Annotated in this window: 28 protein-coding genes; 17 read left to right on the forward strand and 11 right to left on the reverse strand. The window is 37.0% G+C overall.

Features of this window, described 5'->3' with window-relative positions; all coding sequences use genetic code 11:
- Positions 1-5: 5 nt before the first annotated feature.
- The 6 genes from BW964_RS16770 to BW964_RS16790 all read right to left on the reverse strand — a co-directional run bounded on the left by BW964_RS16770 (position 6) and on the right by BW964_RS16790 (position 4192).
- Positions 6-350, reverse strand: coding sequence for a cupin domain-containing protein (locus tag BW964_RS16770; protein WP_076508856.1), 345 nt, complete (start codon positions 348-350; stop codon positions 6-8).
- The gene (locus BW964_RS16775; RefSeq protein WP_076508858.1) at positions 347-814 is read right to left on the reverse strand and encodes a DUF1648 domain-containing protein; all 468 of its coding nucleotides are present in this window, start codon (positions 812-814) and stop codon (positions 347-349) included. The genes BW964_RS16770 and BW964_RS16775 overlap by 4 nt, the downstream gene beginning before the upstream one ends.
- 17 nt (positions 815-831) lie before the next feature.
- The gene (locus BW964_RS16780; RefSeq protein ID WP_076508859.1) at positions 832-1548 is read right to left on the reverse strand and encodes a C40 family peptidase; all 717 of its coding nucleotides are present in this window, start codon (positions 1546-1548) and stop codon (positions 832-834) included.
- Positions 1549-1627: 79 nt separating this feature from the next.
- Entirely contained in the window at positions 1628-2275 is a 648-nt protein-coding gene (locus BW964_RS16785) for an O-methyltransferase (RefSeq protein ID WP_076508860.1), read from the reverse strand.
- 315 nt (positions 2276-2590) lie between these two features.
- Positions 2591-2743 carry a CCPGW family putative bacteriocin gene (locus BW964_RS22905; protein ID WP_394333904.1) on the reverse strand — a complete coding sequence of 51 codons (153 nt, stop codon included), beginning with the start codon at positions 2741-2743 and terminating at the stop codon, positions 2591-2593.
- A 615-nt stretch (positions 2744-3358) separates the two neighbouring features.
- A complete protein-coding gene (locus tag BW964_RS16790) occupies positions 3359-4192 on the reverse strand; it encodes an OmpA family protein (protein WP_073329434.1) in 834 nt (277 codons plus the stop codon).
- Positions 4193-4279: 87 nt separating this feature from the next.
- Between BW964_RS16790 and tilS the strand changes: the two genes are divergently transcribed.
- The 6 genes from tilS to BW964_RS16820 all read left to right on the forward strand — a co-directional run bounded on the left by tilS (position 4280) and on the right by BW964_RS16820 (position 11153).
- Positions 4280-5602 carry a tRNA lysidine(34) synthetase TilS gene (gene tilS / locus BW964_RS16795; RefSeq protein ID WP_084175959.1) on the forward strand — a complete coding sequence of 441 codons (1323 nt, stop codon included), beginning with the start codon at positions 4280-4282 and terminating at the stop codon, positions 5600-5602.
- Positions 5599-7665 carry a protein-disulfide reductase DsbD family protein gene (locus tag BW964_RS16800; RefSeq protein WP_076508862.1) on the forward strand — a complete coding sequence of 689 codons (2067 nt, stop codon included), beginning with the start codon at positions 5599-5601 and terminating at the stop codon, positions 7663-7665. Before tilS ends, BW964_RS16800 begins: the two co-directional genes overlap by 4 nt.
- A gap of 491 nt (positions 7666-8156) precedes the next feature.
- On the forward strand, positions 8157-8696 hold the full coding sequence (locus BW964_RS16805; RefSeq protein WP_076508863.1) for a hypothetical protein: 540 nt from the start codon (positions 8157-8159) through the stop codon (positions 8694-8696).
- 158 nt (positions 8697-8854) lie between these two features.
- On the forward strand, positions 8855-9373 hold the full coding sequence (locus BW964_RS16810) for a biopolymer transporter ExbD (protein WP_076508864.1): 519 nt from the start codon (positions 8855-8857) through the stop codon (positions 9371-9373).
- Positions 9374-9488: 115 nt separating this feature from the next.
- Positions 9489-10271: an alpha/beta fold hydrolase gene (locus BW964_RS16815; RefSeq protein WP_076508866.1), complete on the forward strand. Its 783-nt coding sequence runs from the start codon at positions 9489-9491 to the stop codon at positions 10269-10271.
- 72 nt (positions 10272-10343) lie between these two features.
- On the forward strand, positions 10344-11153 hold the full coding sequence (locus BW964_RS16820; RefSeq protein WP_076508867.1) for a patatin-like phospholipase family protein: 810 nt from the start codon (positions 10344-10346) through the stop codon (positions 11151-11153).
- Between the two features lie 83 nt (positions 11154-11236).
- On the opposite strand, the gene BW964_RS16825 is transcribed toward BW964_RS16820, so the two are convergent.
- Positions 11237-12241, reverse strand: a complete 1005-nt coding sequence (locus BW964_RS16825; RefSeq protein WP_076508869.1) for a DHH family phosphoesterase — start codon at positions 12239-12241, stop codon at positions 11237-11239.
- A 234-nt stretch (positions 12242-12475) separates the two neighbouring features.
- Between BW964_RS16825 and rpmH the strand changes: the two genes are divergently transcribed.
- Both rpmH and BW964_RS16835 read left to right on the forward strand, forming a co-directional pair.
- Entirely contained in the window at positions 12476-12634 is a 159-nt protein-coding gene (rpmH, locus tag BW964_RS16830; RefSeq protein ID WP_034701860.1) for a 50S ribosomal protein L34, read from the forward strand.
- A 154-nt stretch (positions 12635-12788) separates the two neighbouring features.
- A complete protein-coding gene (locus tag BW964_RS16835) occupies positions 12789-13499 on the forward strand; it encodes a cell division ATP-binding protein FtsE (protein ID WP_073329389.1) in 711 nt (236 codons plus the stop codon).
- A 76-nt stretch (positions 13500-13575) separates the two neighbouring features.
- On the opposite strand, the gene BW964_RS16840 is transcribed toward BW964_RS16835, so the two are convergent.
- The 3 genes from BW964_RS16840 to BW964_RS16850 are packed head-to-tail and all read right to left on the reverse strand — an operon-like array spanning position 13576 to position 16311.
- Positions 13576-14271 carry a tRNA1(Val) (adenine(37)-N6)-methyltransferase gene (locus BW964_RS16840; protein ID WP_076508870.1) on the reverse strand — a complete coding sequence of 232 codons (696 nt, stop codon included), beginning with the start codon at positions 14269-14271 and terminating at the stop codon, positions 13576-13578.
- Positions 14271-15725: a sensor histidine kinase gene (locus tag BW964_RS16845; protein WP_076508872.1), complete on the reverse strand. Its 1455-nt coding sequence runs from the start codon at positions 15723-15725 to the stop codon at positions 14271-14273. Before BW964_RS16845 ends, BW964_RS16840 begins: the two co-directional genes overlap by 1 nt.
- Position 15726: 1 nt before the next feature.
- Positions 15727-16311 carry a riboflavin synthase gene (locus tag BW964_RS16850; protein ID WP_076508873.1) on the reverse strand — a complete coding sequence of 195 codons (585 nt, stop codon included), beginning with the start codon at positions 16309-16311 and terminating at the stop codon, positions 15727-15729.
- 48 nt (positions 16312-16359) lie between these two features.
- On the opposite strand from BW964_RS16850, the gene pdxA reads away from it, so the two are divergent.
- The 9 genes from pdxA to BW964_RS16895 all read left to right on the forward strand — a co-directional run bounded on the left by pdxA (position 16360) and on the right by BW964_RS16895 (position 24680).
- The gene (gene pdxA, locus BW964_RS16855) at positions 16360-17451 is read left to right on the forward strand and encodes a 4-hydroxythreonine-4-phosphate dehydrogenase PdxA (protein WP_076508875.1); all 1092 of its coding nucleotides are present in this window, start codon (positions 16360-16362) and stop codon (positions 17449-17451) included.
- Between the two features lie 84 nt (positions 17452-17535).
- Positions 17536-18072 (forward strand): YceD family protein, encoded by a 537-nt coding sequence (locus tag BW964_RS16860; RefSeq protein ID WP_076508876.1) that lies wholly within the window; start codon positions 17536-17538, stop codon positions 18070-18072.
- A 66-nt stretch (positions 18073-18138) separates the two neighbouring features.
- Entirely contained in the window at positions 18139-18342 is a 204-nt protein-coding gene (gene rpmF / locus BW964_RS16865; RefSeq protein WP_007843326.1) for a 50S ribosomal protein L32, read from the forward strand.
- A gap of 127 nt (positions 18343-18469) precedes the next feature.
- Positions 18470-18949: an acetyl-CoA carboxylase biotin carboxyl carrier protein gene (gene accB / locus BW964_RS16870; protein WP_076508878.1), complete on the forward strand. Its 480-nt coding sequence runs from the start codon at positions 18470-18472 to the stop codon at positions 18947-18949.
- A 99-nt stretch (positions 18950-19048) separates the two neighbouring features.
- Positions 19049-20404, forward strand: coding sequence for an acetyl-CoA carboxylase biotin carboxylase subunit (gene accC, locus BW964_RS16875; protein WP_076508879.1), 1356 nt, complete (start codon positions 19049-19051; stop codon positions 20402-20404).
- A 334-nt stretch (positions 20405-20738) separates the two neighbouring features.
- Complete coding sequence (gene tssD, locus BW964_RS16880; RefSeq protein WP_076508881.1) at positions 20739-21143, forward strand: type VI secretion system tube protein TssD; 405 nt, start codon at positions 20739-20741, stop codon at positions 21141-21143.
- Between the two features lie 385 nt (positions 21144-21528).
- The gene (rocD, locus tag BW964_RS16885; RefSeq protein WP_076508883.1) at positions 21529-22776 is read left to right on the forward strand and encodes an ornithine--oxo-acid transaminase; all 1248 of its coding nucleotides are present in this window, start codon (positions 21529-21531) and stop codon (positions 22774-22776) included.
- Entirely contained in the window at positions 22776-23531 is a 756-nt protein-coding gene (locus BW964_RS16890; protein WP_076508884.1) for a glycosyltransferase family 2 protein, read from the forward strand. The genes rocD and BW964_RS16890 overlap by 1 nt, the downstream gene beginning before the upstream one ends.
- Before the next feature lie 405 nt (positions 23532-23936).
- On the forward strand, positions 23937-24680 hold the full coding sequence (locus tag BW964_RS16895; RefSeq protein WP_076509011.1) for a polysaccharide deacetylase family protein: 744 nt from the start codon (positions 23937-23939) through the stop codon (positions 24678-24680).
- Here the strand turns inward: BW964_RS16895 and BW964_RS16900 are convergent.
- Entirely contained in the window at positions 24677-25756 is a 1080-nt protein-coding gene (locus BW964_RS16900; RefSeq protein WP_076509013.1) for a glycosyltransferase family 4 protein, read from the reverse strand. The genes BW964_RS16895 and BW964_RS16900 overlap by 4 nt on opposite strands.
- Position 25757: the final 1 nt, after the last annotated feature.

A 25757-nucleotide genomic window follows, 5' to 3' on the forward strand; every position in this document is an offset into this window, starting at 1 on the left:
CTTAATTATTTTTCAATTTCAATTCGATCATTATGGGTAGAGGGGCTGGAAATGACAAGAAATTCCACTACATCCTGAGATTCATTGGCAATATAATGTTTTAACTGAGGCTGAACGGAAATGCTTTCTCCTGCCTTTACTGAAAACTTTTCATCGTTAATATAAAATACAGCTTCTCCTCTTAAAATAGAGAATACCTGTTCTGCAGCTTCATGGAAATGAAGTTTTTCAGCCGCTCCTGCGGGCATTTTTTCCTGTTTCACAGAAAGATGGGCGGAATCATTCAAGATCCAACTGTCACAGCCGTCTCCCCAGCTATAATGCTTTGAATTCTCTTTGGAATGTATCATTTGAATATCGCTACAAAAATAAAAACAACAATCAGGCTTCCAATCACCGATAAAATAGCCGTCGGTAAAGGAATTTTAGGCTTAACACTTTCATCAGAGGAATATCTGAACGCATAATCCTGACCATTCATAAAAATAAGGATAATCAGTGTAAATAACCATCTCAGAAATGTATTCATGATCAAGAACTGGGTGTCTCTGTTTTGGTCTGTGATCTCTACAGGAAAGTTAGCCGTTTCAGGATGTTTCAATGAGTAGATAAACAAAAAATATAAAGCAGTTCCCAGAAGTGGAGTCAAAAAAGAATATTTTTTGCTTCCAAAGTTGTCTGCTTTTCCATCAAAATCGAAATGTACAGGAATTCTTTCAGGAAGGGTTTTGTAATGTTTCAGCGTAAACCACCAAAAAAAAACCAATAATCCGAAATTAAAAATATCAAAAATTGTAAAAATAATATTCTCCATTCCGACTGTATTTTAGGCTAGAGTAAGTTTTTGATCACTCTCAGTTTATGGGTATGCTTGTTCATTTCTTTATTAAAAATTCCGGTGGAATCAAGAATATCGATTCTCACTTTTCCTGAGGCGTGAATAATCCTTTGGTTATCCAGCATGATTCCCACGTGAATAATTTTCCCTTCAGGATTTTCAAAGAATGCTAAATCTCCGGGCTGACTCTCTTCAACAAAGGTTAAGGGAACGCCAATTTCTGCCTGCTGGTAGGTATCTCTGGGTAATTTTATATCATGAATTTTGTAGACCAGCTGTGTGAAACCTGAGCAATCTATTGCAAAAAAGCTTTTGCCACCCCACAGATAAGGTACATTAAGGAATTCTTTCGCCGCTAAAGCAATGCTTTCACGAAGATCATGACTTCTTTTCGAGGCAACTACCGGAAACTCTACTTCAGAGCCCATTGAAAGAAGCGTTTTTCCATCTTTCATCAATACTGAAGAAAAATCTTCAGTCACCACAGTTACTTTTCTTTTAGCCAGATCTTCCTCTGTTACCAGTCTTAGCTGTTTGGTATCTATCCACCCTTCATATCCATCATAATGCATTTTTATTTTGGTCCAGTTTTTATTCACTTCCAAAATATCTGCACTTTCGCCAAACAACATTTCCGTAACAATTTCCGCCTTGTCAGAATTTTCTGCGCGGACTGGTGCTACTGTAACGTTACAAATTCCTTTATTCATAATTTTTTAGATGATAGATTTCAGACCACCGGTATCAGATGTACCTGCAAACGGTGTCTTTTATCTGTTGTCTCATGTCTTATTTCCTTCTCAGAAAATTCACTCCGTCACGCAAAGGTAAAATAAGATTTTCAAAATCATCGTCTTTTGCGATCAAATCATTCAGTTCCTGAATCACCTGTGTCGATTTCTGTTTTGGATTTTCTTCCAGTATTTTCCCGTACCATAAAACATTATCAAAAAGAACCACCGAACCTGATTGTGTTCTGGGCTTGATCAGTCTGAAATATTCAGCATAATTTTCTTTGTCGGCATCGATAAAAACAAGATCAAAAATCTGATCAGTTTCTTTTAAAAATTCCTTGGCATCCTGAAGTTTAAAATCAATCTGTGCGGCATATTCACTTTCTTCAAAATATTTTTTCGGCAGGTAAGCGAGATCTTCATTGACATCCAGTGTGGTTATTTTACCGTCTTTAGCCAGTCCCGATGTCAGGCAAAGTGTGGCATATCCTGTAAAAGTTCCTATCTCCAGCACATTTTTAGGCTGCAACATTTGTGAAACAATGGTGAGAAGCCTGCCTTGCTGATATCCGGATATCATGTGCGGTTGTGTGGTTTTCTGATAGGTCTCTCTTCTTAGTTTTTTTAAAATTTCAGGTTCTGAGGAAGCGTGGGTTTCCAGATACCTGTCCATTTCAGGATTTTTTTCTTCAAAAAAGCTCATACAATTTTAATTTAAACAAATTTAATCATTTTAATATTCGGATCACGTGCAAAATGGATGAAGCAGAACAAGTTTATTATCTCATATAAAAAAAATATTATCCTATTTTTAAAAAGGAAACAAAGCTGGAATCAATTGTGTTGATTCTGATGAAAGCAATGTATAGATCCTGATAAAAAAATTCACGCAGATTAATCCGATGATCGCCATTCTTATTTTTGTTAATCTGCTTTATCCATATCATCTGTGATGAACAATAAAAGAAAAAGGAAAGAATTACTTTCCCTCCTTTTTCCTATCTATCTGCGGCTCCTTTTATAAGGCTATACAGTACTCACCTGGTGTTCCGCATACCCAACCCGGACAACAGTCTCTGGTTACACGACAAATGATCTGTGGATTACAATTACTAACAGCCCCCTGTACGTTTTTCATTTGTCCTCTTGAAAGTTTTTTTAAATTTTTCATATTTTTTAGTTTAGTATTAATTTCCTACTCTTTAAGATTTTCGGAGACCTCTGTATTTTATTTCTCTATATTGAGATTTAAATATAAACATTCTTTTAAAATAAAGAATAGAATTAATAAAAAACTACTACGTATTCAATGTATCATACGGTATTGAAATTTCAATCTCTTCCTTAGCTTGCATCTTTCTTCTGTTGATGAATAAATTACTGGCAGTTGAATGAATCACGCATGAACATTGACCTTTTTCCTGATAACGGAAAATATTAATCATCTATCCACTTTCATTATTCCGGGAAAACCACGATATAAAATACCGGGAAAATACGGATATGTTTGTATTGAACATAGTGATACATTTGCAAAGAACAAGGGGTAAAAACACTAAGAAAAAAAGAAAATGAATGCAGGGGGAAAACTAAATAACACAGAGAATCAGAAGACCGCAGGGCCGAAAGGCAAGGCGGATTCTTCGTGTAAGAAAACTAAGACCGAAATATCCAACTCATTTTTTCAACGAATTATTTCATTATTGAAAAAAGAAGAATTAATTTGATTAAAAAAAATAAATCCCGAATCGCTTCGGGATTTATTTTTATCGTTGTCAGGCTCTCATTATTTTTTAGGAGCAATATCCATCAGTTTCATGAATTCATCAAGCTTAGGCATAATGATGATCTCCGTTCTTCTGTTTTCCGCTCTTCCTGAAACACTCATATTGGTTGCTTTAGGATTGTATTCTGAACGTCCTCCAGCTGTAATTCTTGCCGGATCTACCCCAAATTGAGTTTGCAGCACTTTCGCAATGGAAGTTCCTCTCAATGCAGAAAGATCCCAGTTGTCTCTTGGCAGATTTGGAGAGCTTAAAGGTGCATTATCCGTATTCCCTTCAATCAGTACAGAATATTTATCATAATCATTGATTACTTTAGCTACTTTTCCTAATACTTCCTGAGCAGCAGGCAGTACATTGTAATCTCCTGTCTTGTATAACATTTTATCTGAAAGTGAAATCATAACCACTCCTTTCAGTACTTTTACCTGTACATCATCATCGGTTACGTTATCCAACGATCTTTTCAGCTTATTAGATAATGCCATGTTCAGACTGTCATTTTTAGCATTGTTTGAAATCAGCTGTTTGATATATGAATTCGAAGCATTGATCTCTCCCACCAATTTATCAATATTCGCTGAACTTTTACCCGTATTGGAAAGACAGGCATCCAAGGATGATTTCAAAGCATCATGCTGGCTTTTTAAAAGATTATTCTCTCCTGACAATGCAGAATTCTGAGATTTTAAATCCTGGATCTCTCTTTGTCTTTCTCCAATATTTTCAATACACTGCTTATAGTTTGAGCTTAAAGCGTCATATTGTTTTTTGCTGACACACGAGGTCAGTCCCAACGCCATTGCAGAAACTCCTAAAATTTTAATAATCTTCATAAGTAATCATTTTTAGACGAATCAAAGTTAGGAAAATTGAATTGAATTTTATGGATTATCTTTGCATAAAAGAAATCCTCAGCAGACATTTTGGAAAAATTCAGTTTTAAAAATCATCTTGAAAACCTTGTTCCAAACCCGGAAAATCACCACTATCTTCTTGCCGTAAGCGGAGGTGCTGACTCTATGGTTTTAGCCTCTCTATTTCAGGATTTAGGGCTTATGTATCAGGTAGCTCATATCAATTATAAACTCCGGGGAAAAGATTCGGATCTAGATCAAAAAACGGTTCAGGATTTTTGTGAGAAAAATCATATTCAATTTCATCTGTATGAAGTTTCAGAAAAAGATAAAAAACCGGAAAATTCTATTCAGCTTTGGGCAAGGGAGCTTCGTTATCATTTTTTCAGAGAAATTCAGGAGCAGCAAAACCTGGAATTCCTTGTTACTGCCCATCATCTGAATGATCAGCTGGAAACATTTATCATCAATCTTTCCAAAGCTTCAGGCCTCAACGGACTGAGTGGAATTCCTGCAGGAAGTAATAAGATCCTCCGTCCCCTTTTACATTTTTCAAAAAAGGAAATATATGAGTATGCTAAAGAAAATAATATTGATTTCCGGGAAGACCTTTCCAATAAAAAGAGTGACTATCTAAGAAATAAGATCAGAAATGAAATCGTTCCTTTACTTTTAGAAACAAATGACCACTTTCTGGAGAACTTCAAAAAAAGCTCGTTGTATCTGAACCAAACGAAAGATTTTGTCCAGAAACAGATCGAAGAGATTGAAAATAAACTAACGGTATTTAACCCCGAGCATAAAATCTTATCAAAAGAAAAGCTGCATCAGGAAAGCGATTTCGTCCGGTTTGAGATCTTAAAGAAATATGGGTTCGATCAGGAGGAGGAAATTCCCAAAATATTTACGGCAGAAAACGGAAGCTCTTTTTTTTCAAAAGATTATCAATTACTGATCAACCGGAATGAATTAATTCTCGTAGATAAAAACAAGAAGGCTGAAACAAAAGACGAACTCCATTTAATCGAAAGTTTTGATTTTTCCGGAAAACCGAACAGGATCAGTCTTGAAAACATGATTGACACTATTGATGGAATCAATAACAGTTTTGAATGGGAGTTTGATGCCACCAAAATTCAATTTCCACTGCGTTTAAGAAAACAGCAGGACGGTGATGAATTTTTTCCGACAGGTTTTCAGGGTAAAAAGAAAGTTTCTAAATTTTTTAGGGACGAAAAATTATCTATTTTAGCGAGGCCAAAAATTTGGATCCTGTGTGATGGCAGCAATTCCGTGCTTGGGGTTATCCCTTTCAGACAGGACAGACGATATACAAAGGATGAGAAAACGAAAAGTATTCTCAAAATTTTTAATGAAAAGAAAAAATGAAATTTAGAAACTGGTTTTTAGTAGTGCTGCTATTTTTAGCGGCAGGAATTAATGCACAGATTAAAAATCCTGTAAAATTCAAGTTCACGATCAACGATTTGGGGAACAATCAGTATGAAGCTGTTTTAAATGCCACCATGGAAAGTGGCTGGCATATTTATTCCAAAGATCTGCCTGAAGACACCGGAATCCCTACTGAATATAAAGTTTCAGGGAAAAATATTGAACTGATAGGGAAATTTACGGAAGTTGGTAAAAAGCATGAAGAGTTTTCTGAAGCTTTCGGGGGAACGATTATTTTTTATTCCAACGCAGCCGGTTTCAAACAGAAATTCAAATTAAAAGATCCGACAAAACCTGGTGACGTCACTTCTGAAATTACCTATCAGACCTGTGATGACAGAGTTTGTCTGGCACCCAACACTTTAGAATTCAATCAAAAAGTAACGCCAAAAGGTGCTACTGAAGAAACGACAGAGGAAAAAACAGAAGCTACAAAAGATTCAGTAAAAACGATAGAAACGGTTGTTACAAGTCCTGAAAAAGGATCGGTAACGGTAGCCGCAACTTCACAATTAGATCCTAAGCAGCTCAAAATAGCGACGATAGATTTTCAAAAGCCTTTAACGGATTGTGGAACCGCAGTTGAAAAAGTAGGTGAAAACTACTGGACGTATTTATTTCTGGGATTTGCAGGAGGCTTGATCGCCTTACTGACGCCCTGTGTTTTCCCTATGATTCCACTTACGGTTTCATTCTTTACCAAAGGAAACACCAATAAGGCAAAAGGAAAAAGAGATGCACTGATCTACGGATTTTTCATTCTCCTGATCTTTGTTCTTCTAAGCGTTCCGTTCCATCTGATCGATGGGATTGCCGGGAATATTTTCAATGAAATTTCGACAAGTGTCTGGCTGAATGTGGCCTTCTTTATCATATTTATCTTCTTCGCAGGAAGTTTCTTCGGATATTATGACATTACACTGCCTAGCTCTATTGCTAATAAATCTTCAAAAGCAGAAGAAGCTGGCGGACTCGTTGGGATCTTCTTTATGGCATTAACGCTGGTTATTGTTTCTTTTTCATGTACCGGGCCTATTTTGGGTGGCTTATTGGGAAGCGCAGTGACAGGATCATCCAACGTACCGATGCTGCTTACGTTTGCATTGGCTGGATTTGGGTTGGCATGGGCTATTGTTTTTGGACTGCTGGCTTTATTCCCGCAGGCTTTAAAGAGTCTTCCAAAATCAGGAGGATGGATGAATACGGTGAAAGTCGTTTTAGGATTCGTAGAACTGGCTTTAGCTTTAAAATTCTTATCTAAAGCTGATCTCGTTTCTAAGACATTCTTGTTAAAAAGAGAACTTTTTATTGTGATCTGGATCGTTATTGCGGTAGGACTGGCTTTATATTTATTTGGGCTAATCAGATTCCCGCATGATGATAAAAAACCAAAAATCTCTATCACAAGAAAGATATTAGGAGCGTTGGGAATTGGTTTTGTGATTTATCTTATTCAGGGATTAATTCCGTCTGAGCGTCCAAAACTTCAATTGCTGAGCGGAATTTTACCTCCACTGAATGTTAGTTATTTCCATGATGAGAAAGATGGAATTCTGGGAATGCATCCTGAACACGATTTCTTTAAAGCGATTGAACTCGCTAAAAAAGAAAATAAACCTATTTTGATTGACTTCACAGGCTACGGTTGTGAAAACTGCCGTAAAATGGAAGAATTTGTATGGAGCGAACCGGACATTCTTCCTATACTGCAAAATGATGTAGTCCTTGCGTCTCTTTATGTAGATGACAAGGAAGAGCTTCCTGAAGATCAAAAAACTAAAATTGACCTTGGAGACGGACAAGTGAAAAAGGTAAAAACGATCGGTGACCGTTGGAGCTTATTCCAGCAGGTAAATTTTAACAACAATTCCCAGCCGCACTACGTTCTGATAACACCAGACGGAAAAGTGATCAACACTCCGGTATCAGGATATATGCCGAAAGAAGATTTCAAAAAATTCCTGGAATGCGGCGTTAATTATTATAAAAAGAATAAGTAAGATACTTTTCATATACTTTCAAACTCACACATCCCGTGTGAGTTTTTTTATGCGCACAATTCAAAAAAAAATACGTAAAACATTGAATACCATCAAATTAAAATTATAGAAAAAATTCATTTAATCATCTATACAGCGTCCAATTATAAATTTAACCTTTATCTGATATTTTATTATTGAATATTAACAATTAGTAATGTTTAAGTAAAATTTGAACAACAAAACTGCTAAATTTCATTATGCCACTATTTTTTAACACAACTTCAACAAGATTGAATCGGTGCATTGTCTTAAATTTAACCAATTTTTGAGATTTAATTCGATTGGATTGAGCAGTTATCCGGTGTATTCATTATGATAATTTCACTTTTACATACAAATTGTCCAACCCCAACATGGTACTTATAAACAGGATGTTCAAACTGCAAAAACCTCAATTTCAATCGTAAAAAACCTTGAAGAAGTTCCTACACAAATGATAAACACAATTTATGATCAATCAGTACATCAACCTTATAAAAGAATTTGAATATCAGAAAAAAGAATCAGAAAATAAAAAAATACAACAACAGGAAAATTCATTTGAAGCACTCACCCTCAAGGTAAAGAAGAAAATAGATTTCAGTCTTCTACAAATCGGGGTAAGAAGTGCCGGCTATTTTGAATATCAGGAATTTCCGGATAAAGATCTATCCAGAAGCAGATATTGCATAAAAATCCATACCAGTCAAATTAATGAATATCAGATTTATTTTCACATTTTCAATGAAGACCAGAACAGTCATATTCAGATCCGGCTATTAAAACTAGATACTAACGAAACGACAGTGAAAGAACTCACTGCTGAGCTATTTCTACAATCAGATTTTGAAAAACTGCTCATCCAGCTCCTTCAGTCTCTTCATCATGACCAAAATACAGGTCAAGCTTTATCCAACAAATCCAGGTCTACAAAATTACTCAACTTTATCCGGAAGGTTTATGACCATTCCCAAAATCTATTTAAAAGGAATAACACTTCCCATTCTTAACATATCAAATATTAACACATTAAAACAAAAATCAAAATAAAAACAAAAAATTGTTAATTTTTTACAATTTTAGGTATAGACTTTGCATTAATCCAGCCAAACAACCATAAGTTGTTCTATTTAAAAAAAATACCGTTTAACATTTAAAAATATGAATTATGGCTGAAGCAATTGCACAAGAGAAACAAGGAAGCAAGCAAAAGAAAAAACTGATCCGGGTAGATATGACCCCGATGGTAGATCTGGGATTTCTACTGATCACTTTCTTTATGTTTACCACGAATTTTACAAAACCTAATGTGATGGACCTGGGACTTCCTGCAAAAGGAAATCCCCCTAGCGGCCCTATTGTTGTAGACCAGAGAAATCAGGTAACCTTTATTTTAGGAAAAGATAATCGGGTTTTTTACCACCAAAGTAATGAACAGGATCTTAATTCCGGAAATCTGAAGGAAACAGATTTCAGTGGTGTGAAAATCTCCAAGATCATTTCTGAAGCCTATAAAAAAGCTCCGGTACCGGAAAACTTTACAGTCATTATAAAACCTACCGACGAAGCCAACTATAAAAATTTCGTAGATATTCTGGACAATATCGCCATCTCTAAAAAGGAAAGATACGGCATCACCGATATAAAGCCCTGGGAAAAGAAAGTTTATACAGAATTGACAAAATAAGATCAAGGAGCATTTTTAGAATGCTCTTTTTTTATTTACATTTGATAAGGCAACTGATTTTTAAAATCTGACGTTGTCTTCTGATTATTTTTAAATTGCTAAAACATCTAAGATCATGCTGAATTTTGAAAGACAAGGAAACGGAAAAGAAGCTTTGGTACTGCTTCACGGATTTATGGAGAACCTGTCGATCTGGAGTGATATGGAACCTCATCTTTCTAAAGATTTTTCATTGTTGAAAATAGATCTTCCAGGTCATGGTCAGTCTGATATTTTAGCGGAAGTTCATACGATGGAGCTGATGGCTGATGAAGTAAAAAAAGTACTGGACCACCAGAAACTGGATAAAGTACATCTGCTGGGACATTCCATGGGAGGCTATACCTCACTGGCCTTTGCAGAGAAATATCCTGAAACTCTCATGAGCCTAACTTTGTTTTTCTCAACCTATTTCGCTGATGATGAAGAGAAGAAACAACAGCGAATCAAAAGCTACAGGATTATTAAAGATGCCTTCGCTCACTATGCCAGAGCCGGCATTCCAAATCTCTTCAATCCCAATGAAAGAGATATCCTGGAGGGGAAAATTGAAATGGCTCTTGAAACGGCTCTTTCTACCAATCATCTTGGAGCTCTTGCTTCGGTAAAAGGCATGGTGGAAAGAACTGATAAAAAACACATCATGGAAAATCTGGAAGCTAAAATTTTAGTGTTGGCAGGAAAACATGACAACGCCGTAAAAACGGATATGATGATCAAACACCTTCCGGACAGAACGAATATAAAATCATATATTCTGGACTGCGGCCATAATGGGCATTGGGAAAAACCAGGCATCTGTGCAGAAATCATCAATACGGAACTTCTTCATAACCTGCCTAAAAAATTAGTCATGTAAAAATTTGAAGTGGCCGTTCCTGGCCTATGCATATTAAAATTTCTTGTATATTAGTAGAGATTAATTATCTCAATGGGTTTATTCTCTTTCAAAAAAAAGAAACCGCCAGTCATCGGGCTTACACTTTCCGGGGGAGGAATGCGTGGAATTGCCCATATTGCAGTACTGAAAGCGCTGGAAGAATACCACCTGAAACCTCATATCATTTCCGGAACCAGCGCAGGCTCTATTGTAGGAGCCTTTTATTCTTTGGGTACATCACCGGATGAAATGATGGATATTGTGAGACATACGACTTTTTTTTCCAGGTCTTATCTCAAACTATCTAAAAACGGTCTTTTTAGCCCAAATTTCATTTTAAAACTATTGACCGATCATTTTCCAGAGAATGATTTTAAGGTCTTAAAAATCCCTGTTTATGTGACGGCAACGGAAATGACGCACGGAATTGTAGATTTCTTTTCGGAAGGAGAACTTTTCGGGCCGCTTCTGGCTTCGTCCAGTGTCCCGTTTATTCTACCTCCTGTAAGAATGGGCGAAAAAATATATGTAGATGGAGGTGTTCTGGATAATCTTCCTATAGAACCTATTATTGACAAATGTGATTTTTTAATTGCCTCTCACGTCAATTCTATAAGCTATGATGAACTTAAAAAAATGAGTCTGATGAAAGAATTTGACAGGATTCTTCACTTAGCGATTGCCAAATCAGTTTATTCTAAAGTAAAATCCTGTGATATTTTTTTAGATCCGCCTAAAATGACAAAATTCAGTTTATTCAGCAAAAAAAACCTGGATATTATGTTTCAGGAAGTGTATGAATATACTTGTGAAGAACTTGAAAGCAAGGGCTATGCGAAAGACATCATTGTAGACAGATAAAGGTTTGAGTTTGCGTAATCCCCTGATTCAAGCATCCCCTTTATATGATCATGCTATCTTTTGAGCCTTTCACTCTTCAATACCTAAAATTCCTCGGCTTCTATTCTTTTTTTAAAGGTTTCAATCGTATCCGGCAGAGACTCATTGGATTTGCCACCTGCAGCATTGATATGACCTCCTCCACTGAAATACTTTCTTGAGAACTGGTTGACATCCACATCATCTTTACTTCTGAAAGAGATTTTAATAAAATCGTCATATAAATCTTCCATAAAGAACGCAGCCATTTTTACGCCGGCAATGCTTAGTCCGTAATTGACAAAACCTTCTGTATCTCCTTTCTGGAAACCATATTCTTTAAGTTCATTTCTTGTAAGAGAAAGTACGGCTACTTTTCCATCGTTCACCACTTCTATTCTTCCCAATACCAAAGCAAGAAGATGAAGGCGGGAAACCGTGTTGGTATCCCATGTATTTGAAGTGATAATAGAAGGATCAGCTCCTTTTTCTATAAGATTGGCGATGATACGGTGGGTAGTTGCACTTGTAGAACGAAAACGGAAACCGCCCGTATCAGTCATAATTCCCGTATAAAGACATTCTGCCATGTCCTGATTAACCAGATTCTCATCATTCATTGCTTCAATAAAATGATAGATCATCTGGGAAGTAGCAGGGATGACGGTATCTGAATACACGAAATCAAACACCTCAGGCTGCTGATGATGGTCGATCAGAATTTTCTTAGCCTTGGCTTTAGTCAGCCAGTCACCTAGTAATCCTATTCTTGAAGGAGAATTAAAATCAAGGCAAAAAATCACATCTGCTCCACTGATCAGCTCAAATGCATATTTTCTCTTATATTCTCCGATGATCACTTTTTTAGACTCCGGCATCCATTTCAGAAATTTAGGAAAATCATTAGGAACAACCACTTCTGCCGGAATTCCTTTCGCTCTCAGGTAATGTTTTAGCCCCAGACTGGAACCGATAGCGTCACCGTCCGGATTATAATGAGTAAGGATAACGATCTTGTTTTCAGGCGTAAGTAGTGTACTGATATCTAAAAGTTCTGCTGGTGTAAACATCGTGTGTTTATTTTTCTTTAAATTTGAGTTTTCAAAGATAGAGCTTTTAAATAAATCATTTCAATATAATTTCCACCCCGGGATTTCATTTCCACTGGCGGCTTATAGAGATGAGAATACAAAACATTTCAAATAATTTCTAAAAAAGGATGAGTAAAATTTGTAACTTTTAAAAATTTCTATATCTTTGCAACCTGAAAATTAATAGATTAATTACGATTTAAACATATAGTAATGAGTAAAAGAACATTCCAGCCATCAGAAAGAAAGAAAAGAAACAAACACGGTTTCAGAGAAAGAATGTCTACGCCAAATGGTAGAAGAGTTTTGGCAGCAAGAAGAGCTAAAGGCAGAAAGAGTTTAACTGTTAGTGCTGCACGCGCTAAGAGATAATATCTCGATTATCATATACAGATCATGCTTGAAAAGTAGTTTTTCAGGCATTTTTTGTTGTTAAAATTTCCTAAAGTTTAGGTTTTTTAAGCTTCTTTTTTCTATTTTTAAGATCTGAAAAAATATTTTAGAAATAGTACGATAAAACTGAATTATGCCGCATACAAATATCTCCGGAGATAATATTATAAGTTTACAGCACGCAAAAATTGCGCAAAAAAACTTCACTGTTCTTACTGACGTTAATCTTAACATCAAAAAAGGCAGGTTCTGCTACCTTATCGGAAAGACAGGTTCGGGAAAAAGCTCACTGTTGAAAACGCTTTACGGACACATTCCTTTAGCATCAGGACATGGAGCCGTAGTCGGTTTTGAACTGGCCAAGCTGAGACCATCAGACATTCCTAACCTGAGAAGAAAATTAGGAATTGTATTCCAGGATTTCCAATTGCTTTCCGACAGAACTGTTGAGAAAAACTTAAAATTCGTTCTTGAAGCAACAGGATGGAATGATAAAGTAAAAATGGAAGACCGCATCAATGAAGTATTGGGAAGCGTTAATATGAAAAGCAAAAAGCATAAGATGCCTCATGAACTTTCCGGAGGAGAACAGCAGCGTGTTGCTATTGCAAGAGCTTTACTGAATCATCCTGACCTTATCTTAGCCGATGAGCCTACCGGAAACCTTGACCCGGAAACCTCCAATGAAATCATGACCCTTCTGAAGCAGGTAGCCCTTGAAAACGGAGCCGCTGTAGTAATGGCAACCCATGATTACCATATGATCCAGAATTTCCCCGGAGAGGCAATCAGATGCGAGGACGGAAAGGTATCTGTACTGGATACAGCAGAATTATTTGAGTAAGAATTTAAAGAAGTAATAATTTGAAAAGATACGCTGAATCTTTATCATCTACCTTCTCATCTTTTATTTCTAACTTCTATTTTTTAAAGACATGAAACTCCTTTGTGAGTTCAAGATATAGGTCCGAGTATTGTCTCGGACTTTTTTCTATGACAAAATCAGATTCTTCAACAGGCATTTCCTCCAATGAAAACTCCAGAACTAATCTTTTCGTTTTTGAGTTTTCAATTCCTTTAATATGGACTCTCCGTATGAGAAACAAGTGATTTTCCAAAGCGGCCTGAACAAAAACATCGCCAGCCTCAGCAGGAATAATAACCGACAAAATACCATTTCCAGACAGCAGTTTGGCAGAAGCTACGATAAGTTGCTGAAAATTCAGCTCTACGGTTTGACGGGCAACTTTATCTTTATCAGAACCCGATTCTTCAAAGTAAGGAGGATTGGAAACAATTAAATCGAACTTCTTATCCGTTTCAAAGGTTTTAAGATCCTGATTAATGTTTTTTAATCTTGAATAAAAAGGTGAATGTTCAAAATTCGTTTTGGTAAGCAAAGCAGCATTTTCATTGATATCTAGTCCCAGAAAAAGTGCTTGTGTATTTCTTTGGGCAAGCATTAATGAAATTAAGCCCGTTCCGGTTCCTATTTCTAAAACTTCCGAAGCATGAGACACATGAGCTAAAGCACCAAGCAAAACCCCATCTGTTCCTACCCGGAAGACGTCTTTTGACTGCTGTATTTCAAAATGTTTAAATGTAAAAGGCTTCACTATAAATTCGTAGGGAGTGTAATAGTAAATGTAGATCCCTTCCCTACTTCTGATTTCACTGCGATTTCACCTTTGTAGTCTTCGACCATTTTTCTAACCATGGAAAGACCAAGCCCCATTCCGCTATTCTTAGAGGTGAAATTGGGCTCAAATATTCTTTCATACATATTTTCAGGAATTCCTATTCCGTTATCCTGCACAGAAATCATCACTCTTCTCTGATGCTGCTCCACATCTACATTGATGATCAGTTTACGCTCATCACTTTGCGCCTGTTTTGCATTCGTTACAAGATTGGTAATGATTCTGGAAAGATAAATTCTATCCATATTAATCATAATATTACTCTTGTTGGAATGCATAAATATACTGTCATCATTGAAAACACGCAGAATATCTTCCACTTCTGTATTAAGGTTGATGACCTCATTATTTTTTTCCGGAAGTTTTGCAAATTCTGAGAAAGCAGAGGCAACAGTAGCAATCAGGTCAATCTGATCTACCATGGTTTTGCTCATCTGTTTTACCCTTTCTCTGATATTCGGATCTTCAGGATCAAATTTTCTTTCAAAATTCTGAATCGTCAGTTTCATTGGGGTAAGCGGGTTCTTTACCTCGTGGGCAACCTGCTTTGCCATTTCTCTCCAGGCCTCTTCAGACGCCTTAAAACGGAGTCTTTCTTTCTGGTCCTGGATCTGTAAGATCATCCTGTTATAAGCTCTGGCCAGGGCATTAAGTTCATCGTTTTTATAATATCTAATGGGACGCATTTCATTTTCAAATAATGTAATGCGGGTGATCATATCAGAAAATTTAGTAATATTTTTCGCAAGGCTGTTAGAAGTTACCCAGCTTATCCAGATGCTGAACAGAATAAGAAAAATATCTACCAAAAGAATATATTTGATATATTGGTGAAGAACGTCGAGATAGGCGGATTCATTATGATATAAAGGAATATATACAATACCTACAGGTTCAAGCTCATTATTTTTTAAAAGAAGATAAGACGAAGTACGTCCTGCATCTTTGGTCTTGTCGTATCCTCTGATATCTACTCTGGAATCAGTAGCCAGGATTTTATTGACAATATTGATGGGAATGGTTTTCTGATCAATAAGACTTTCGTCTTTATTCGAGAGAAGATAACTTCCTTTCAGATCATAGATCACAATATCATGCTGGTTGATATCCGCTATTTCGAAGATCTTATTTCCTAATACTTTAGGCAGATCCTCGGTCTCTACAAGAGTACGGCTCACTGCATAATCCAGATATCTCATCACCGCGTTGGTCTTCTCCTGCATATCAATATTACTCTGCTGCAGAGAATTGTTCCTTAAGACAAAATAGGGAACCAGCGATGTCGCAACAACACTTAAAAAACAGACAAGAAGGAACCCGAAAAACACCCGGTTCCTTAAACTGTATCCTTTGTATTTACTTATCGGCATCCTACTTTTTAATTAACCTAGCAATATACTTACCAATGATGTCAAATTCTAAATTAACTTTGTCTCCGATTTTAAGATGCTGCATATTAGTAAACTCCCAGGTATAGGGAATAATGGCTACGGAAAATTGGGTGTCTTCGCTTTTTGCTACTGTAAGACTGATCCCGTTTACGGTAATGGAGCCTTGCGGAACAGTTACGAAATGACCGTCATCTTCATATTTAACAGTAATAAAATAACTTCCGTCTTTATTTTCTATCCCGGCTACTTCACCGGTTTTATCCACATGTCCCTGTACAATATGTCCGTCTAATCTTCCATCCATCTTCATGCATCTTTCGAGATTCACTACGGTTCCTACGCCCCATTTTCCGAGATTGGTCTTTTCCAGTGTTTCATTGATTGCCGTTACCACGTACTGATCATTTTTAATCTCAACAACCGTCAGGCAACACCCGTTATGAGCAAGGCTCTGGTCTATTTTTAATTCGCCGGTAAAAGGGCATGTTAATGTAAAATCTATGTTACTTCCTTTTTCTTCAATTTTTTCAATAACACCAACTGCTTCAATAATTCCTGTGAACATATTATTTTTTGCTAAATTTGTAAATTATAATCTTCAAAGATAATCAAAATGAGCCCAAAAAACCACAAAGTACGAGTAGGAATTTCAATAGGTGATTTTAACGGCATCGGTCCGGAGATCATCATGAAGTCTCTGAAAGACAAAACCATTACGGACTTTTTCACTCCGGTGATTTTTGGCTCGGGAAAGTTATTCACCTTCCAGAAAAATATTTTCAAGCTGAATCTTAATTTTAACTACATCAACGAAGCTTCACAGGCACAGCCAGGAAAACTGAATATGGTGAACCTGGTTAAGGATAACGTGAATGTAGAATTGGGTACTCCTACACAAGAATCCACCCAAATGGCTATCGACTCTCTGGAACTTGCGACAGAAGCCTTAATGAAAGGCGATATTGATGTTTTGGTTACCGCTCCTATCAATAAGGATGAAATGGTAAAAATGGGCTTCAAGCACGCCGGACATACAGGATATTTTGAAGAAAAATTCAGTAAAAAAGGACTGATGTTCCTGGTTACTGAGGATCTTAAGGTAGCTGTTTCCACCCACCACATACCGATTGCCAGTGTAGCGGAAAATATTTCCAAAGAAAAAATAAAAAAGCAGATCAGAGCTCTTAATCAGACCCTGATAGAAGATTTCTGTATTTCAAAACCGAAAATCGCGGTATTAGGATTGAATCCTCATGCCGGAGACGGAGGGGTGATAGGAAAAGAAGAGATTGAGATCATCGAACCGGCTATTAAGGAACTTTCAGACAATGGAGTATTAGCTTTCGGGCCTTATCCTGCAGACAGTTTTTTCCAGCCCGCTAAATATAAAAAGTTCGATGCTGTTTTAGCAATGTACCACGATCAGGGACTGGCTCCCTTCAAAACATTGGCCTATGAAGAAGGAGTAAACTATACGGCCGGACTACCATTTATCAGAACTTCTCCTGACCATGGAGTTGCCTATGATATTGCAGGAAAAAACATAGCAGATGAACAGAGTTTTACCGAAGCCATCTTCACTGCGATTAAGATATTCAAGAACAGAAGTGAATATAACGATCTGATGGCCAACCGCATGCAGCCGAGAAAAGTATCTGTTGACAACGGAGTAGATGAAGATCTGCCTGATGAAAATGAAGCATAATTCGTTAAAACAAATTTTAAATTAATTTGTTATGGATTTTATTTGTTATTATAAAAAAATTGCATATTTTTGCACACTCATTTTATGGACAAGTTAAGAAACTATGACGTAAGCTTTTCCGGACTTAAAAACGGAAAGCACGTGTTCAAATTTGAGATAGATCATACGTTCTTTCAATTATTTGACACTGAACAGGAATTTACAAATCCTAAAATAGTAGCTGATGTTTTTCTTGAAAAGCATACTACCTTTTTAGAATTTGAGATCAAAGTAGATGGAAAAGTAGAGCTCATGTGTGATATCACGAATGATGAATTCGACTATCCTATTGAAAACGAGATTGAAATTTTGGTACATTTTGGTGAACAATATGACGACAGCAATGAAGATGTCATTACTATTCCAGCCTCAGATCATGCCTTTAACGTGGCTCAACTGATCTATGAAAATGTACAGCTTTCTATACCGATGAAAAAAGTTTCACCGAATGTAAGCGATGAAGATCTTGAAATCTTAAACAGGTTCAGTCCAAAAGATATTGAGGAATCTGAAGAAGAGGAAGAAGAACATGAGAGCGACCCGAGATGGGAAGCGCTGAGAAAGTTAAAAGACAATAATTAAATAAAATAATTTAAATATGATGAGATGATGAATCTCATCGCTCATCAATTAAAAAAGTTATTCAAAATGGCACATCCTAAGAGAAGACAGTCGTCCACAAGAAGAGATAAGAGAAGAACTCATTATAAAGCAGTAGTTCCTCAATTAGCGAAAGATGCAACAACTGGTGAACTTCACCTTTACCACAGAGCTCACTGGCATGAAGGAAAACTTTACTACAGAGGTAAAGTAGTATTGGAAAAAGAAGTAGCAACTACAGAAGAAAACTAAGAGTCGCTTTTCACTGAAAAAGCCTCATTTTAATACAAAAACCGCCCGATTTTGATAAAATCGGGCGGTTTTTTGTTGTTTTTTATGTTTTTTTGGTATCTTTGGGACAAAATCAAATATCAAATTTATGGACATTAAAGACATACAAAATCTTATCAAGTTTGTATCTAAGGCTGAAGTTTCAGAAGTAAAATACAAAACTAAAGATTTCGAAATCACTATTAAAACTCCATTAGCCGGCAGCGATGCGGTTTATGCACAGCCTGCAGTTTACCATACAGCGCCTCAGGCGGCAGCGGCTCCTGCTCAAGCAGCAGCGCCTGTAGCAGCAGCTGAAAAAGCAGAACCCGTATCTGACGACAGCAAATACGTTACGATCAAGTCTCCAATGATCGGTACTTTCTACAGAAAACCATCTCCGGATAAAGATGTATTCGTAAACGTAGGTGACGAGGTTTCTGTAGGAAAAGTAGTTTGTGTAATCGAAGCAATGAAGTTATTCAACCAGATCGATTCTGAAATCAGCGGAAAAATCGTGAAAATCTTGGTAGATGACGCGACTCCGGTAGAATACGACCAGCCTTTATTCTTAGTAGATCCATCTTAATTTAGAGGTTAGATGTTAGACATTAGATGTTAGACTCAATTCTGCATTCAAAATAACATTATCTAATTTTCAAATTATCTAATTTTCAAATTGAAGAAGATGTTCAAAAAAATATTAATAGCCAATCGTGGCGAAATTGCAATGCGTATTTTACGTACATGCAAAGAAATGGGAATCAAAACCGTTGCGGTATACTCTACTGCAGACAAAGATAGTCTTCACGTAAGATTTGCTGATGAAGCAGTTTGTATAGGTCCTCCCATGAGCAAAGACTCATACCTTAAAATCCCTAACATTATTGCAGCAGCAGAAATCACCAATGCTGACGCCATCCATCCAGGTTACGGATTCTTATCTGAAAATGCTAACTTTTCCAGAATCTGTCAGAAAAACAACATCAAGTTCATTGGTGCTTCTCCTGAACAGATCGAAAAAATGGGAGATAAAGCCAACGCCAAAGCTACCATGAAGGCTGCAGGTGTACCATGTGTACCCGGTTCCGACGGATTGATTGAATCTTACGAGCATGCGGTAAAAGTGGCTGCAGAAACAGGATACCCTGTCATGATCAAAGCTACTGCAGGTGGTGGTGGTAAAGGGATGAGAGCCGTATGGAAAGCTGAAGACCTTAAAGATCACTGGGAATCTGCCATTCAGGAAGCGGTAGCTGCCTTCGGAAACGGAGGAATGTACATGGAGAAACTGATTGAAGAGCCCAGACATATTGAGATCCAGGTTGCCGGTGACCAATATGGAAAAGCATGTCATCTTTCTGAAAGAGACTGTTCTGTACAGAGAAGAAACCAGAAGCTGACGGAAGAAACTCCTTCTCCATTCATGACTGACGAACTTCGTGAGAAAATGGGTGAAGCGGCAGTAAAAGCGGCAGAATTCATCGGATATGAAGGCGTAGGTACTATTGAATTCCTTGTAGACAAACACAGAAATTTCTATTTCATGGAAATGAATACGAGAATCCAGGTAGAGCACCCGATCACTGAGCAGGTAATTGATTATGATCTGATCAGAGAACAAATCCTTCTTGCTGCAGGAACTCCTATTTCAGGGATCAACTATTATCCGAAACTGCACTCTATTGAATGTAGAATCAATGCTGAAGATCCTTATGCTGACTTCAGACCTTCTCCGGGGAAAATCACAGGATTGAATATTCCCGGTGGTCACGGAATCAGAGTAGATACTCACGTTTATTCAGGATATACCATTCCTTCCAACTATGACTCCATGATTGCCAAGCTTATCACTACGGCTCAAACCCGTGAAGAAGCGATTGCTAAAATGAGACGTGCACTGGAAGAATTCTATATCGAGGGGGTAAAAACCACTATTCCTTTCCACAGACAACTGATGGATAATGAAGATTATCTTGCAGGAAACTATACCACGAAATTCATGGAGGATTTTGTAATGGATAGAAAATATGATAATCACTAAGATTATTGATATATAACCTTGTAAACTGCCTCTTTTTGGGGCAGTTTTTTTATTTCTGAAATTTTGACATTTCCTGTTCTCTCAAGAAATAGCGAAAGCGTTTTCCCTTGCTTTCTTTAATGGCCCTGTCTATGGGAAGTTAATAAACACTTATCAACAAAAACCTTAATCCATTGACAGCCAACAAAAAAAATCCCTAACATTTGTTAGTCGCAGAATTACGACACTTTTTAAAATTTCTTCAAAAATTTTTTTTTGATACTATAATTACTTTTATTTTTGATAACATAAAACAACAAAACGCACAAATATTAACAATTAAAATTTACTAATCATGGCAGAAAGAAATTCAAGAGGAATTTTAAAATTCAATGGCGGCGAAGGACAAAAGTTATTAAAACTTAACTACAGTGTATCCCGCTCTACCGATGTATCAGGAAGAGTAGCATCAGACCCGTCTAATGCGCTGATCAAACTTACAGTGGAAGCCACTGAAAAATCGGATATCCTGGAAAGCCTTCTAAACGGAAAATACAAGCCGACAAGCGGAGAGGTAACATTTAACAAATCTCACGAAGAAGGAACATTAACTACTCTGAAATGGGAAAACGGATATGTGATCCAGCATGAATTAGACTTTGATGCAGTAGATGACAACAGTATGTATATTACTTTTGTGATCAGTGCAGAGCAAATTGATCTTGGAAATTCTTCTTACAGAGGAGAATGGCCTTCTTAGAATATAATTTCTATAGCAAAAAACAGCAGACAGAACAGGCCCCAGCTGTTCTGTCTTTTTTTTGACGATCCCTATTTATTTTTAATTAAGAAAGTTACAAGTGATATAAGATGAAAAATATTTAAAAAAATCGTAAAAACCGCATCCTAAGAAATAACACAAAAGCATTACTTGAAAACGGATATCTATTTTCGTCAAAATCTCAAAGAAAAAATATCATCTTATCAAAGATATAAAACCTACATTGTCCGATTTGTAAAATAAATATTTCCTAAAACTGCGTAATGCACCCTTAAAATACACTTTAATTACTGTCGTGTACCACATTACGTTTTTGTTTATGCATCTCATTAATAATGCTTAAATTTGTCGAAAACCAAAACATATGTCAACAGCAGCAACAGCAAAAAACTCACAGTATTTCATTGACCTTGAAGACAAACATGGAGCACACAACTATCACCCTCTTCCAGTGGTTCTTGACCGCGGTGAAGGCGTTTTTGTATGGGATGTAGAAGGCAAGAAATATTATGATTTTCTTTCAGCATATTCTGCTGTGAACCAAGGACATTCTCACCCAAAAATTGTAGCAGCTTTGGTACATCAGGCTCAGAAACTGGCCCTGACATCAAGAGCATTTTACAATTCAAATCTGGGAGAGTACGAGCAGAAAATCACGACTCTTTTCGGATTCGACAAGGTTCTTCCGATGAATTCCGGAGCTGAGGCCGTAGAAACAGCCGTAAAATTAGCCCGAAAATGGAGCTATGAAGTAAAAGGAATTTCAGAAAATGCAGCCAAGATCATTGTTTGTGAAAATAATTTCCACGGAAGAACAACAACTATTGTTTCTTTCTCTAATGATCCGGACGCCAATCAGAACTATGGTCCTTTCACACCAGGATTCATCAAAATCCCTTACAACGATACTGCAGCACTTGAAGAAGTACTGAACAGAGAAGCAGGAAATATTGCGGCATTTCTGGTAGAGCCTATTCAGGGTGAAGCCGGTGTTTATGTTCCGGACGAAGGTTTTCTGAAAAATGCTTCTGAACTGTGCAAAAAACATAATGTTCTTTTCATCGCTGACGAGGTTCAGACGGGTATTGCCAGAACAGGACAACTGATTGCGTGTCATCACGAAAATGTACAGCCGGATATCCTGATCTTAGGAAAAGCCCTTTCCGGAGGAATGTACCCCGTATCAGCAGTATTGGCGAATGATAACATTATGAATGTCATCAAGCCTGGACAGCACGGTTCTACTTTCGGAGGAAACCCAATTGCCTGTGCAGTAGCAGTAGCAGCTTTAGATGTAGTGGCTGATGAAAAACTTTCTGAAAGAGCAGAACAGCTAGGCCAGATTTTCAGATCTGAAATTGAAAAAATTATTGAAAAGAACAGCCTTATTACCAAAGTAAGAGGAAAAGGTCTCTTAAATGCGATTTTAATCAACGATACTCCTGACAGTTCTACAGCATGGAACCTATGTCTTCAGCTGAAAGAAAATGGTCTTCTTGCAAAACCTACGCACGGAAATATCATCAGATTGGCACCTCCTTTGGTGATTACAGAAGAGCAGCTTTTAGACTGCGTTAAAATTATTGAAAAAACTATTACAGAATTTCGTTAATGAAGTTATCAGTCTGTTATATTGTTTTAAATGGAGAAAGAATCATAGAGAAAAGTATCAATAGCATTTACGAAATAGCTGATGAGATCATTATCGTTGATTCTTTTTCCACAGACAAAACTGAGGAGATTTGTACCGGATTTCCGAAAGTAAAATTTATCAGAAAAAAATTTCGCGGCTTTGGCTGTCAGAAAAACTATACCCTGTCTGAAGCTTCAGGGGAATGGATTCTGTTTCTGGATTCCGATGAGGTTCCGGATGAAACAGCGGTGAATGCCATTAAAGAAATTTTAAAAAGTTCCAATCCTTCTTACAATGTTTATCAGATCCATTTCAACAATATTCTGTTGAGAAAAACCATTAAATATGGCGGTTGGGGTAATGTATGGAGAGAAAGATTTTTTAAAAAAGGTCACGGAAAATATACCGATGATCTGGTCCACGAGTGCTTTATTACAAAGGATAAAAAAGGAAAACTGCCTGGGAATATCAATCACTATACCTATAAAAGTATTGCCCATCATATTGAAAAGATCAATAATTATACTCAGTTGATGGCAGAAAAAAAGGTTTCCAACGGAAAATCAGTATCCCTTTTTAAGATTATATTTTCCCCTTTTTATGACTTTATGAAAACCTACTTTTTTAAGCTGGGTTTCCTCGATGGTGTGGCCGGGTTTTATATTTCGATTACCGGGGCATTTTATACTTTTCTGAAATACATCAAGATCAACGAAATTCTTAAATTCAAATAACATTCCTGAGAATAAATAATAAAAACAGCCGGATAACCTCTTAACAGGAACCGGCTGTTTCTTTTTCATTCTCCCACTATCTTCATGACAGACTTTAACGGTCACGCCTGCTTTACGTAGTCAGATAACCTCCGTTGATCTTTCTAACACCTCTGTCCAAAGGGTTTTCTTTACTTTTACTGTCAATTGTTCAGGTACCTAAATCTTTATTTTAATGTATTTTTAAGCCACTGCATTTAATAATTAATTAATTTTGAATATTGTAACAGATGTCTATTGATGTAGACTTATACATTAGAAAATATATTAGCCTAAAAACAAAAAAAGTAGAATGCTATGGACCGTACATAATTTTTTAAAGGATTAAATCCCATGAAAATTAACGATCCCAAAACTCGGATAACCATGCTCAGATTTGTTAAAAGGACCCTTGGATTGTCAAGAACAGAAAGTGTCCGCATCCTCATGTATCATAAAGTTCTTCCGGAGAAGCAGATCTCCGGGAAAGATTTTCTTACCGTATCAGCTGAAGATCTGGAAAAACAGTTTCAATACATCAAAAAAAATTACAACACTTTATTTTTTAATGAGCTGAGTACGCACAGCGATCTGAAATATAAACTCATCCTGACATTTGATGACGGCTACCTCAACAATCTGCAGTATCTGGTTCCCTTGTTACAAAAGCATCAGCTTAAGGCGACCATCTTCATTCCTACCGGACTTATCCAGAGTGACGGGGCCGATCACAACCGGGATATGATGACGTTTGAAGAGATCCGGTCTCTTAATCCGGAATATGTAGAAATAGCGCTGCATAGCCATGCTCACAGAAACTATTCACAAATTTCCCTGCAAGAAGCGGCGGATGACCTTCATGAGAATATTCGCAACCTTGAAGAAAAACAGATACCTTTTACAAAAGTACTGGCCTACCCCTACGGAAAATTTCCAAAAAAGGGAGAACAGAAGAAAGCTTTTTTTGCGATGCTTGAAAAAGCAGGAATTACATCTGCTGTACGCATTGGTAATAATATAGACTCATATCCCTGGAAAAATAAATTTGAGATCAAAAGAATTGATATCAAAGGAGGTGACAGTTTCAATATCTTTAAATGGAAACTGAGGCTCGGAAAGATCAAACTTTAATTCAGCAGGTCAGTGTAAAGGTTTTCATAAGCATCGGCCATTTCCCGATATCCAAACTTCAACGCTCTTTCTTTTAACCGGGCTGCGTATTCCTCCGCTCTGGCTCCGTAAGCCTGCATTCCGGACGCGTAAACATGCTGCATGTGTTCTGCGGTGAAGTCATCAAAATAAAACGCCAGATCGCCGCCAATTTCAGGAAGACTCGTCAGTGTACTTAAAAAGACCGGTTTTCCAAAATACATGGCTTCCACGGGCGGAATTCCAAAGCCTTCGGCCAATGACGGATGGCAGTAAGACTCACAGTGCTGAAGAAGGAAATATTTCTCACTGTTATCTATATTTTCCAGGATATGTACCCTCGCTTCCAATCCTAATGTTTTAACTTTTTCCAGAAATTTTTCTTTATAGGCAGACTTTGCAGAAGAAGTGACAAGCACTAAATCGCGGTCATTCTGAGAAATAAGATCCAGGAGAGCTTCCTGGTTTTTCTTCGGAAACAGCACCCCAATATTTAAAATATATTTTTTACCCATGAAGCTGTAGCTTGTCTCAGGTTTAAACTCTGCCGTTTCCGGAAAGATCAGGCCGTTGTAGATCACCTCCGTTTTGAGGTTATTTTTCAAAGTAAACAGATGTCTGTTTTTAAGAAAATCATTTTTTACAAATTCTGAAATGCAGACTACAGCATCTGCATTCCCAATATTTTTCTGGACAACCTTTGTCATTTTTTTCACTTTTTGTTCTGAGCTTCCGTCATGGAGAAAGTTAAGATCATGGAGTGTGACAACCTTTTTCTGTCCGTTTTTTACGGTATGAAAATATTTAGAAAGCTGGTGCGCTGTATGAATCAGGACAAAGGATTGGGTATTGATAGAGATTTTTTTTTGCCAGAATCTCCAGTCGATAATATTAAATTTTTTTTTCGTCTGTGGAATATTTTTTTTTGGTCCATAAAAGGTATACTCAAAATCAGACGTTTTCTCGTCCAGACCCTTTATTAATGAAACACATACGTTGGCAATTCCCGACTTCGGGTACTTCAATCTTTCGGCATCAATCAGAATTTTCTGTGTCATT

The organism is Chryseobacterium shigense, from assembly GCF_900156575.1.
GTDB lineage: Bacteria > Bacteroidota > Bacteroidia > Flavobacteriales > Weeksellaceae > Chryseobacterium > Chryseobacterium shigense.